We start from the raw sequence: 11,926 nt of genomic DNA on the forward strand, positions 1-11,926 counted from the left end.
TACATTCAACAGACGTTTTAAACACATAAAAAAAGAGCGAGTCATTATGACTCGCTCATGATTCACAGAATTGTTAGTCGTTCTGACTGAATTTTTAGTTCTTCAGCATATCAACCATAACCGCTACTGATTCATCCAGATAAACATCCGGCGCTTCGTAGTCTTTCGGCACATCGTCTAGTGTCTTGAATGGTTCTTTATTCATTGAAGATTGACGTTCATTAATGCGTTCTAGACGTAGAGCTTCCGCTTTATCTGATTCATCTTCGCGAACTTTCTCGTTAAGAGACAATAAGTTATCGTCTTTCTCTTTACGGTACTTTTCGATATCTTCACTGATGAAACGAAATTCCATTTCATCAGCGATGCGTTTGTTATGAAGCTCAGTTAGCTTAGTAACAAGTGCGTCATTGCTTGGGAACGTTTGATACTTTGCTTTATCAATACTATCCCAAGGCAGGGCATTGTCTTCAACACTCTCGCCCGTTTCGCTTGGTTCAACCGGAGTTGGGTAAGCGATGTCTGGTGCTACACCACGGTTTTGCGTACTACCACCATCAATGCGGTAGAACTTTTGAATCGTGTATTGAACATAGCCAAGCTCTTTATCAAAAAGATCGTAGATATGGTTCAATGAACGGTGCTGCTGAACGGTACCCTTACCGAAAGAGTTTTCACCAAGGATAATCGCACGGTTGTAATCCTGCATTGCCGCCGCAAAAATCTCAGACGCTGAAGCACTGTAGCGATTGATTAATACCGTCAGTGGGCCATCGTAGCTTACTTGACCATCAGTATCCGCATTCACTTTGATACGACCGTAACTATCACGAACTTGAACAACCGGACCTTCTTTAATGAAGAGACCCGTTAGCGCGGTTGCCTCTGTTAGTGCACCACCACCGTTGTTACGTAGATCAACGATGACACCATCAACGTTCTTGGTTTTCAGTTCAGACAGCAGTTTATCTGTATCTTTCGAAAGACCGACATAGAAGCTCGGCACTTCAAGTACACCAATCTTCTTACCGTTTTTTTCGATGATCTCAGATTTAACCGCGCGGTCTTCTAAGCGAACTTTGTCACGGACAATTGTGACAACGTAACTCTTCGCATCTTTGCCCTCAGGCAAGACTTGCAGGTTCACTTTCGTTCCCTTAGGGCCTTTAATTAGCTGAACCACATCATCAAGACGCCAACCGATTACATCAACAACTTCTTCGCCATCTTGGCCAACACCAATAATGCGGTCACCCTCTCCTAGCTGTTTACTCTTAGATGCAGGGCCACCCGCGACCAAAGAACGGATCACAGTGTAGTCATCAGTCATTTGAAGCACGGCACCAATACCTTCAAGAGAGAGGTTCATCTCTGATTGGAATTGTTCGGCATTTCGAGGAGATAAGTAGCTAGTGTGCGGATCAACTTCACGAGCGAAAGCATTCATGTAAAGTTGGAAAGCGTCTTCGTTGCGAGTTTGCGTGATACGTTTCATCGCGTTGTTGTAACGCTTCTCTAAAACCTCTTTGATTTCTGGCCACTCTTTGCCAGTCATTTTAAGGTTAAGAGCATCGTACTTAACGCGTTTACGCCATAATTCGTTTAACTCTGCTTCGTCTTTTGGCCATGCAGCCTCGGAACGATCTAATTCAATAAATTCATCAGTATCAAACTTGATTTCTTTATCGAGTAGAGTCAACGCGTAAGCAAAACGGTCAAAACGCTTCTGCATCGAAAGGTTATAAACATCAAAAGCAATCTTGTTGTTACCAGCTTTAAGCTGATCATCAAGGCTGATTGACCAATCTTTAAAAGAGTCGATATCGGCTTGAGTAAAAATATTTCTATTGTAATCAAGCATTTCTACGTAGCGTTCAAAGATCGCTTTGGAGAAATCATCGTTAAGATTGAAGTGCTTATAATGAGAGCGGGTAAATCGAGAAGTTACTCGTTTGCTGGCTGTTTCATGCTGAACTTCAGGTGCAAGAACGGGCAAATCATCTTTGTTTAGTTTGGCTTCTAGAGCCTGAGCTGATGCTGCTAGCCAGAAGCTAGCAGCAATCAGTGTCACTTTTGAACGGCAATTCATGCGTAGGAGTATCTCCCTTATGCGCGCAAGTGCTCCGCTTTCACAACCATTTGTAGGCCGTTAGCAAGTTGAACACGTACATCATCCTTATTGACTTCAACAATGGTCGCTGCCATGTTTCCTTTGCCCATATTCACGTTAACTGCGTTGCCGATTGTGATTTCGTCAGCGTTTAGTGCGCGTGTTTCTACAGGCTTACTTTCTTTTTGTACTTTTGGTTTGTTAGCACGACGAGGCTGTTGTGGCTTCTTAGCCGCAGGTTTTGCTTTCGCCTTACCCTCTTCGCGAGCTTTTTGAGCTTGCTCTTTACGACGAGCTTGAACCTTCGCTTTGCTTTCAGCAAGTGTCGCTTTAGCGTGTTCTACGTGTTCTTCTTCTAGCTCACCACATGGGTTGCCATCTAGGTCAACACGTACCGCACCTGGTTTTACACCGTGTAGGTAACGCCATGATGAAGTGTACTGTCTTAACGCTGCACGAAGCTGAGTTTTGCTTACTTTTTCGTCTTCATTTAGACGTTCCGCAAGATCTTGAAAAATACCAATTTTCAGAGGCTTTGCTTCACCTTCTAAAGTAAAGCACTTAGGGAAACATTCAGCAATGTATGCGATAACTTCTTTGCTGTTTTTTAACTTTTCAGTCATGAGGGTTCCTGGTTTGAGCGGATTTCCGCGAAGCATTAAGAAAAAATATTCTCGTATTATAGTGACATGCCAAGGAAAAACCACACTCGAAGGCGAATTTATGCGTCGTTAGCGTGCGAATTAAGCAGCTTTTCTACTTCAGCCATAAAATAAGTGAGACCTTCTTCATCAATTTCATTGAATCGACCGATATTTGGACTGTCGATATCCAATACTCCAGCCACTTCCCCATTGATAGTAAAAGGAATAACAATTTCTGAGTTACTTGCTGCATCACAAGCAATATGACCTTCAAACTCGTGCACGTCGTATACTCTTTGTACGCTGTTAGTTTGTGCAGCAGTGCCGCAGACACCTCTTCCCATTGGGATTCGAACGCAAGCAGGCTTACCTTGGAAAGGACCAAGCACCAATTCATCCCCTTTTGTTAGGTAAAAACCGGCCCAGTTTAGGTTTTCTAGTTCCATAAATAGAAGCGCGCTGATGTTAGCAAGGTTTGCGATGTAGTCTTTTTCTGATTCGATAAGCGCAACAGCTTGCTTGGTAAGTCTTTGGTATTGTTCTATGTTCATATTAACTTCCTACTTTTTATTTAGGCTTCCATTCTTATGGTATGGCGTTACAATGCAGCCCTACTTTTTAATAGGACTTATTCTCAATTACAATGAATCCGAAAAACGACACTATTAGCCGTTCTTGGTTGATAACACAAGTGAAAAAGCACAAGTCCAAGCTGATTCTAGCGAACTTGATAGCCGTACTTGCAACCTTGATTAGTGTGCCAATCCCTCTTCTTATGCCTCTTATGGTAGATGAAGTCTTATTAGACAAACCGGCATCCGGCCTTGCGGCGATGAACTCGGTTTTACGAGAAGCGTGGCATACACCTACGGGTTATATCTTTTTTACTCTGTTCTTGGTTGTGCTGATGAGAGCCGCTAGCCAAGGACTGAATATTCTTCAAAGTCGACAATTCACCCTCGTTTCAAAGACCATCACCTTTGAAATGCGCAGTAAGATGATCGACAAACTTGGACGTATTAGCATTCGACAATACGAAACCAAAGGAAGCGGAGGCATTAACGCACACCTTATCACTGACATCGAGACCATTGATAAATTTATTGGTTCTACATTAGCAAAATTCGTTATCAGCTTTCTAACCGTTATTGGTACGGCAATCGTGCTACTTTGGCTCGATTGGAGGCTCGGTCTTTTTATCCTCTTGGTTAATCCTATTGTCATCTACTTCTCGCGAAAGCTGGGAAGTATGGTTAAGCACCTAAAACGTAAAGAAAACCACTCGTTCGAGATTTTCCAAAACCGCCTAGTTGAAACGCTTGACGGCATCTATCAACTGCGTGCAGCTAATAAAGAAAGAGAGTTCCTTCAACAACTGAAAGGCAGCGCTGATCAAGTTCGTATCGACGCTGACAAATACGCATGGCAATCAGAAGCCGCTGGACGTGTTTCTTTTCTCCTTTTCTTAATCGGCTTCGAATTGTTTCGCGCTGTCGCAATGTTAATGGTGATGTTCAGCGATCTCACCATTGGTCAAATCTTTGCGGTGTTTGGTTACCTTTGGTTTATGTTGTCTCCTGTTCAAGAACTTTTGGGCATCCAATTCTCTTGGTACAGCGCAAAAGCGGCGCTTAAACGCATCAATGACCTACTCGAGTTAGAGGAAGAACATAGACCTGTCTCGAAAGTAAATCCTTTCAAAGATAATCGAGAAGTTGATGTAAAAATTGAACATGTTGATTTTTCATACAACAATGAACATAAAGTACTGGACGATCTTTCTTTGCATATTCCTGCTGGTAAGAAGGTGGCCTTAGTTGGCGCCAGTGGCGGCGGTAAATCGACGCTTATCCAGCTCTTGATCGGGGTTTACCGTCAGAACGCAGGTTCTATCCGTTTTAATGATGAACTGACGGAGGACATCAGTTTTGAAGTAATACGCGACAAGATTGCCGTTGTTTTACAACAACCTATACTATTTAATGACACCTTGAGGCATAATCTCACCCTTGGTGGTGACTTTGATGAAATGTCACTGTGGCGAGCGCTAGAAGTTGCACAGCTGCAAGATGTCATTTCTCAACTTAACCATGGTTTGGATACTCAAATTGGTCGCAATGGTATTCGCCTATCCGGCGGTCAGCGCCAGCGCTTAGCGATTGCGCGTATGGTGCTGAGTAACCCACAATTTGTTATCCTAGATGAGGCAACGTCGGCATTAGATACCGCTACCGAAGCGGCATTGCACAAGGCGTTAACTGAATTCTTACGTGGAAGAACCACGCTTATCGTCGCCCACCGCTTATCTGCGGTGAAGCAAGCGGATTTGATTTATGTGCTTGAAGACGGAAGAGTGACGCAAACAGGAACACATGGTGAGCTCGTTGAGCAAGAAGGCTTATATCAAACCTTGTACGGGGGCATTCAGTCCCACGCTTAACCCATTCTTTTTAGAGAGGTCGTTGTGACCTCTCTGTCTAAACACGCCATGCAACCGAGCAGCGTCCGCTTATGTCAAGGTTGCGAATTGCCTGTCGATATCGTCGATTTGCCTAACGGTAAAAATGCATACTGCCCACGTTGTGGTACACAACTATACCGCGGCGGTAGCCCTAGCCTGTCAGGTAATCTTGCTATTGCAGTGACCTGTATTCTGCTTTTTATTCCTTCGCACTTTTTTAATTTCATCAGTATTCGTCTGTTTGGTGTGATGATTCCAGCAACATTGCCTTCAGGAATGATCACACTTTTTCAAGAAGGCTTTGTTCTTCTTTCTATTCTTATCCTATTTTGTAGCTCACTCGCCCCACTCATCGTTTGCAGTTCTGTTGTTACGGCCCATTGGTCGCTACACAAACGGTGGTTTAAAGGTTTGCGCGTATCACTTTGGTTGATTCAGCATCTTAAGCATTGGGTGATGCTGGATGTCTTTCTTGTGAGCATCGCGATCTCTTGCTTCAAACTCCAAGATTACTCCGATATTTTTGTTGGGCCTGGGTTGATTGGCCTAGTGCTACTGCAAGTTTTTACTGTTTTACTAATATCTCGTATTAGCGTTCGTCGTTATTGGGAAGCTTGGCAACCTGAAACCAGTTATGACTTTGAACACAAAGATGTGCACTGCCATGAATGCCATCTATCGCAGCCTGAGGGGGGAAATTGCCATCGCTGCCACCACGAGCTGTATCATCGCCAACCGAATTCAATCCAAAAGACGTGGGCGTACTTAATCGCCGCGACGATTGCAATCTTCCCTGCTAACTTGATTCCGATTTCGATTTTGCTCACCAATGGCAAACGTTTAGAGGACACCATTTTCTCGGGCGTTGCGGGTTTGGTTAAAAATGGCATGTACGGCATCGCGATCATCATTTTTGTTGCCAGTATCGTGGTGCCTGTCGCTAAGATTCTCGGCCTTACTTACATCTTGCTATGTATCAAGTTCAAACGTTCGGTGTATAGAAGACAGCGAATGATGGTTTATTTTGCAGTAAAGTGGATCGGTAAATGGTCCGTGATGGATTTGTTTGTTATCTCTATCATGATGACATTGGTCGATCGTGGACAGATTCTCGACTTTACACCGGGGTATGGTGCAGTAGCGTTCGGTGTCGTGGTCGTACTTACAATGCTCGCGGCGGAGAGCATTGATCCAAGGCTTATTTGGGACCAAGCCCAAACACAATCAGAAAAAGAGTCAATTAATGAGTGATCAGAACAGTTCTCAAACGTCATACGTGCCAGATGTAAAGAGGAGTAAAGGTATATCTCCCCTTTGGCTATTACCGATTTTGACCATGGTATTAGCCGGATGGCTCGTAATGAAATCGATTCATGATGCGGGACAACGTGTGCAAATCTATTTCTCCGATGCAGCAGGTTTAGTCGCAGGACGAACCACCATTCGCTATCAGGGTTTAGAAGTGGGTATGGTGCGAGATATCAACCTATCCGAAGATTTGGGCAGCATTTATGTGGATGCAGACATCTACCCAGAGGCGGCTAAATTGCTCAACGACAAAACGCGATTTTGGTTGGTTAAGCCTACAGCCAGCTTAACTGGCGTGTCTGGTCTTGATGCACTTGTATCTGGTAACTACATTTCTATTCAGCCAGGCGACGGTAAAAAGTTTGAAACGACCTTCACCGCACTTGAATCAGCACCTACTGACCTACGTGTGACACAAGGCCTGAACATTAAATTGAAGAGCCAAGACTTGGGTGGCGTTTCGATTGGTTCGCAAATCGTCTACAAAAAGATCCCAATTGGTGAGGTATTCAGCTACCAGCTCAACGAAGATGCGAAATCCATCACCATCCAAGCCAACATCCAAGAGCAATACCAGTACCTGATCAACAGTCACAGTCGTTTTTGGAATGTCAGTGGCATTGGTGCCAACATCGGCTTTGACGGTGTTGATGTTCGTCTTGAAAGCATGAGTGCCCTACTGGGCGGTGCTATCGCGGTAGACTCGCCTGACGATGGCGAACCGGTGAAAGAGAATACGGAGTTCCGCCTTTATAAAGACCTTAAAACCGCTGGTCGAGGGATCCCGATCAAAATCGCGCTTCCTGATGACAACAAAATCAGCGGCGAAGGCGCACCTATTATGTACCGCGGCATCGAAGTCGGACAAATCACAGACTTAAACCTTTCTGAAGGTCGTGAAGTCATTTTGGCATCCGCTGCTATTCAACCAGCCTTTAGCGACATGCTGACTTCAGGAACGCGTTTTGTTCTTGAAGAGGCAAAAGTTTCTCTATCTGGCGTAGAAAATATCGCAAACCTTGTTCGCGGCAATTTCTTGACCATTGTTCCGGGTAAAGGTGAACGCGCTCGTCGATTTACTGCTATTCGTCAGAACGTTTTTGATCAGCAACAACAGAAGTCGATTGCAATTCGTCTTGTGTCTGACAATTCCTTCGGTTTGGATAGCGGTGCAAACGTGCTTTATAAAGGCATCGTGGTAGGTTCAATCATTAAAGTCGGCCTGCTTGATGAAGCAAAAGCGCAGGCAGCAAAACATGAAGTGTTTATGGATGTTTTGATTGATAACGAATACAAGCACCTGATCAAATCGAATAACCGTTTTTATGTTACTGGCAGCGCTTCTGCAGAACTTACAGAATCAGGTTTGAGTGTTACGGTTCCTCCTGCGAAGCAGCTTCTTACTGGCTCAATTAGCTTTGTTAGCGAAGGGCAAGAGAGTATTCAGAAAGAGTACCAACTGTTCCAAAGCGCTTCGTTGGCAGAATTGGCCCAATATAACCAAACAGGCTCGAAAACATTGAGCCTGTTCGCCAGTGAGCTTCCTCCTATTTCCAAAGGTAGCCCTCTGCTCTATCGTAACTTGCCAGTTGGCAGCATCTCTGACTTCAACTTGGTGGACGGCGGTGTTGTTGTCAAAGCAACAATTGAAAATCGTTATGCTCATCTGCTAACCACACAAACGGTATTTTGGAACCGCTCTGGCGTAGAAATAGATGCATCTTTATCTGGCATCAGTGTTAAAGCGCATCCTCTCAAGACATTAATTAAGGGCGGCATTGCTTTCGATTCTATCCCGGGCATCGAAAATAAAGTTGGCCAACGTTGGAAGCTTTACAACGACCAAAATCAAGCTCGTAAGTTTGGCCGTGTAATAGCGCTGGAAACCGATGGTAGCCAAGAAGTGACCAAAGGTATGCCGATTAAATATCAAGGCGTTAAAGTCGGTGAAGTCACAATGGTGGTGCCGAACTTTCAGCGTGAAATGGTTGAAGTCACCGCCCGCATTCTTCCTGAATATGTCAATAACATCGCCGTTACTGGGTCACATTTTTGGCTAACAGAACCTGAGATTGGCCTAGGCGGAGTTAAGAATTTAGGTGCGCTGGTATCAAAAACCATTAGCGTAGAACCAGGTATAGGTTCAGCGAAATTCAAGTTTGATTTGGCTAAGGGCGAGCAAGCGGAACCAGGCGTATCCTTCACACTACAAAGTGAACAACGTGGCTCCGTCCAAGTTGGTACCCCTATCTTATACCGACAGATGGAGGTAGGCAGCGTAACTAAAGTCAGCTTGGGTGAATTTGCTGATCGCGTCGTTACGAGGATCGAGGTCAAATCTGAGTATGCTTACCTTGTTCGTCAAAACAGTGTGTTCTGGAACGTCTCAGGTGTGGATGTTTCTATTGGCCTAGGTGGCGCGAACATCAAAGCAGGCACATTTGACAGCTTAGTCCGTGGCGGCATTGCTTTCTCGACACCAGAACAATCGCAAATTCCACCAGCGGCAAAAACAGGGCAATCTTTCTACTTGTACCCTCAAGCTGAAGAAAGTTGGACTCAATGGCGCACTGCAATTCCCAAACCATAGCGCGTTAAGGCAACACTAACGTCGTAAAGAGCAGCAAACGCTGCTCTTTTTTATTACTCACTCTTATGTGACTATTCGTTTCTGACCCGCTTTCGTATATTATTTGCAGCAAATTCTGCAATCGAGATTTCACTTTGCATCCTAATGTTTACATCCCAGAAGCTTTTCTGGAAAAAATCCAAACTATCCTCCCTGCTCACCTCAACATGGAAGACTTTATCGCGTCATGCCAAAAGCCACTGCGCAAAAGTATTCGTGTTAATACGCTCAAGATTAGCGTAGAAGCGTTTCTCGAACGTGCTGAAGCAAAAGGTTGGAAGCTTTCACCTGTACCTTGGTGTAATACGGGTTTTTGGATCGAAGCGGATGAGTCGGTTGTGCCACTTGGTAATACTGCTGAACACATGTCAGGGCTATTTTACATTCAAGAAGCCAGCTCAATGATGCCGGTATCGGCTTTGTTTATGAATGACGAGTCGTACGATGCCGTTCTTGATACCGCAGCTGCGCCCGGTTCAAAAACGACTCAAATCGCTGCGCTTATGAATAACGAAGGCGTGTTGGTAGCGAACGAATACGCAGCAAGTCGTGTAAAAGTGCTACACGCTAACATTGAACGTTGTGGTGTACGTAATGCAGCATTAAGCAACTTCGATGGTCGCGTATTTGGCGGTTGGTTACCGGAACAGTTTGATGCTGTTTTACTCGACGCGCCATGTTCAGGGGAAGGTACCGTTCGTAAAGACGAAGATGCAATGAAGAACTGGACGCAATCGTCGGTTGTTGAGATTGCAGATACGCAGAAAGATCTGATTGAAAGTGCGTTCCATGCTCTAAAACCTGGCGGCGTTATGGTTTATTCAACCTGCACGCTGAGTACCGAAGAGAACCAACAGGTTTGCCATCACCTTAAAGAGACATTTGGTGACGCGGTTGAATTCGAAAGCTTAAAAGATCTGTTTGAAAATGCAGAAGCGGCGTTAACTGAAGAAGGTTTCTTGCATATCTTCCCCCAAGTTTATGACTGTGAGGGCTTCTTCGTCGCCCGCATTCGTAAACTTACCGCAGTTGAAGCGCCGAAAGTGAAAAAGCGCATGGGTAAATTCCCATTTTCGAAAGCGTCAAACAAAGAGTCAGCAGAGATTGCTAAACAGCTACACAATACGATGGATATCAAAGTGCCTGAAGACAGCACAGTTTGGATTCGCGAGAAAGATGTTTGGCTTTTCCCTGACGCGCTAGAGCCAATGATTGGTGAACTGCGTTTCTCTCGTATGGGTATCAAAATTGCTGAAGCACACAAGAACGGTTACCGCTGGCAACACCAAGTCGCAACGGCTCTAGCTACCGGTGATGAGAAAAATGCTATTGAGTTAACGATTGAAGAAGCGCGCGAGTGGTACATGGGTCGCGATGTTCGCCCACAAAACATTCCAGCAGATATGAAGACAGGTAAAGGCGAAGTGTTCGTTAAGTACGAAGGTGCGATCATTGGTCTTGGGAAATGGGTAAGCAACCGAATTAAAAACGGTCTGCCACGTGAACTTGTGCGTGATAAGAACTTATTTTAGTAGCAAAGTGATACGCTATAAATAAATGAAAAGCCATCGTATTTACGATGGCTTTTTGGTTCTAAAGCATGATTGGAACTGGGTTCACTAGCGATCCGAGTGCCCTGTACTAAACTGGATGTAGCAAAGCATCGCTTTGAAACGGCATTTCTCTCTATGTTTAGCCAGCAATATGTGTTGGTCACAACGTTTAGCGCAGGCTCTTAAAAGAGCCGTTTCCCCTAGGCCCAAAATAAGGACGAGTTTGGGCCATTTTTTTTGGCTGACACTTTCTAAAAGGAAAGTCCAAATGTCATTCACTTAACCTCGAACCACCAGCCAAGACGGCCTTTAAGCTTTAATAAGAGATTAGGCCAGACGAATGCCGTCTTTCTCGATAACGATCTTACCCGCTTTGTATAGACCGCCGATGGTCTTTTTGTAAGTACCTTTACTTGTGCGGAACGTTTCAAAGATCGCTTCTGGTGAAGATTTATCGTTAAGAGGCAAGAAACCGCCCTTCTTCTCTAGGAGTTCAATCACTTTACTCGAAAGATCATCCATCTTCGCAACGCCGACTTTTTGTAGCGCTAAGTCAATCTTACCGTCTTCACGAACTTGCTTGATGTAACCTTTCAGTTTCTTGCCGATAAACAATTTACCGAATACGTCTGATGGGAAGATCATGCCCCAATGTTCACCGTTCACAATAGCCTTGTAACCAAGTTGGCTGCGCTCCGCGATAATTAGATCAACTTGTTCGTTCACTTCGTAGTTAGCTGGCGTTTTATCAAGCCATTTGTTGAACTTCGTTGTACCTACGATACGGCCAGAGGCTTTATCTGTGTAAACGTAAACCAGAATGTTTTGGCCAGCAGTAAAGCGTGCACGTTGCTCACTGAAGGGGATCAAAAGATCTTTTTCTTTAATACCCCAGTTTACGAACGCACCCGTTTTGTTGATGCCTTCGATTTTCATTAGACCCCATTCGCCGACTTGAGCGATAGGCTTATCAATGGTCGCAGCTAGCTGGCTTTCTGAATCGAAGTAAAGAAATACGTCAAGATGAGCACCTAGCTCAGTGCCTTCTGGAACATATTTGTTAGGCAGCAGTACAGAACCGTAATCTTCACCATCCAGAAATACGCCAAAATCAGCCGTTTTAATGACTTCTAAGCTGTTAATTTGACCAATTTTAATCATTGAATTTGTCTCTTTTTAAATTTACAGGGAATTATACCCAAACTAACAAGAAAATCAGAG

Annotated in this window: 8 protein-coding genes; 4 read left to right on the forward strand and 4 right to left on the reverse strand. The window is 44.5% G+C overall.

Translation table 11 applies throughout. From position 1 onward, the window contains the following. Positions 1-94: 94 nt before the first annotated feature. The 3 genes from prc to KIV40_RS18375 form a co-directional block, all read right to left on the reverse strand. Positions 95-2,089: a carboxy terminal-processing peptidase gene (gene prc, locus KIV40_RS18365; protein WP_285350639.1), complete on the reverse strand. Its 1,995-nt coding sequence runs from the start codon at positions 2,087-2,089 to the stop codon at positions 95-97. A 17-nt stretch (positions 2,090-2,106) separates the two neighbouring features. Further along, positions 2,107-2,733 carry an RNA chaperone ProQ gene (gene proQ, locus KIV40_RS18370; protein WP_005446802.1) on the reverse strand — a complete coding sequence of 209 codons (627 nt, stop codon included), beginning with the start codon at positions 2,731-2,733 and terminating at the stop codon, positions 2,107-2,109. Positions 2,734-2,831: 98 nt separating this feature from the next. Further along, positions 2,832-3,305 (reverse strand): GAF domain-containing protein, encoded by a 474-nt coding sequence (locus KIV40_RS18375; RefSeq protein ID WP_038890269.1) that lies wholly within the window; start codon positions 3,303-3,305, stop codon positions 2,832-2,834. Between the two features lie 92 nt (positions 3,306-3,397). On the opposite strand from KIV40_RS18375, the gene KIV40_RS18380 reads away from it, so the two are divergent. The 4 genes from KIV40_RS18380 (at position 3,398) to rsmF (ending at position 10,684) form a co-directional block, all read left to right on the forward strand. Then, positions 3,398-5,194 (forward strand): ABC transporter ATP-binding protein, encoded by a 1,797-nt coding sequence (locus tag KIV40_RS18380; RefSeq protein ID WP_285350643.1) that lies wholly within the window; start codon positions 3,398-3,400, stop codon positions 5,192-5,194. Between the two features lie 24 nt (positions 5,195-5,218). Next, on the forward strand, positions 5,219-6,466 hold the full coding sequence (locus KIV40_RS18385; RefSeq protein WP_285350645.1) for a paraquat-inducible protein A: 1,248 nt from the start codon (positions 5,219-5,221) through the stop codon (positions 6,464-6,466). Then, complete coding sequence (locus KIV40_RS18390; RefSeq protein ID WP_285350646.1) at positions 6,459-9,113, forward strand: MlaD family protein; 2,655 nt, start codon at positions 6,459-6,461, stop codon at positions 9,111-9,113. The genes KIV40_RS18385 and KIV40_RS18390 overlap by 8 nt, the downstream gene beginning before the upstream one ends. Before the next feature lie 134 nt (positions 9,114-9,247). Further along, entirely contained in the window at positions 9,248-10,684 is a 1,437-nt protein-coding gene (gene rsmF, locus KIV40_RS18395) for a 16S rRNA (cytosine(1407)-C(5))-methyltransferase RsmF (RefSeq protein ID WP_285350648.1), read from the forward strand. Positions 10,685-11,032: 348 nt separating this feature from the next. Here the strand turns inward: rsmF and KIV40_RS18400 are convergent, their stop codons facing one another. After that, positions 11,033-11,866, reverse strand: a complete 834-nt coding sequence (locus KIV40_RS18400; RefSeq protein WP_005430978.1) for a S1 RNA-binding domain-containing protein — start codon at positions 11,864-11,866, stop codon at positions 11,033-11,035. Positions 11,867-11,926: the final 60 nt, after the last annotated feature.

The sequence above is a fragment of the Vibrio sp. D173a genome, assembly GCF_030248475.1.

What these genes read in the sequence shown, in the direction of transcription:
- prc (WP_285350639.1), bottom strand. Translation starts at nt 2,089, where the DNA reads ATGAATTGCCGTTCAAAAGTGACACTGATTGCTGCTAGCTTCTGGCTA.
- proQ (WP_005446802.1), bottom strand. Translation starts at nt 2,733, where the DNA reads ATGACTGAAAAGTTAAAAAACAGCAAAGAAGTTATCGCATACATTGCT.
- KIV40_RS18375 (WP_038890269.1), bottom strand. Translation starts at nt 3,305, where the DNA reads ATGAACATAGAACAATACCAAAGACTTACCAAGCAAGCTGTTGCGCTT.
- KIV40_RS18380 (WP_285350643.1), top strand. Translation starts at nt 3,398, where the DNA reads ATGAATCCGAAAAACGACACTATTAGCCGTTCTTGGTTGATAACACAA.
- KIV40_RS18390 (WP_285350646.1), top strand. Translation starts at nt 6,459, where the DNA reads ATGAGTGATCAGAACAGTTCTCAAACGTCATACGTGCCAGATGTAAAG.
- KIV40_RS18400 (WP_005430978.1), bottom strand. Translation starts at nt 11,866, where the DNA reads ATGATTAAAATTGGTCAAATTAACAGCTTAGAAGTCATTAAAACGGCT.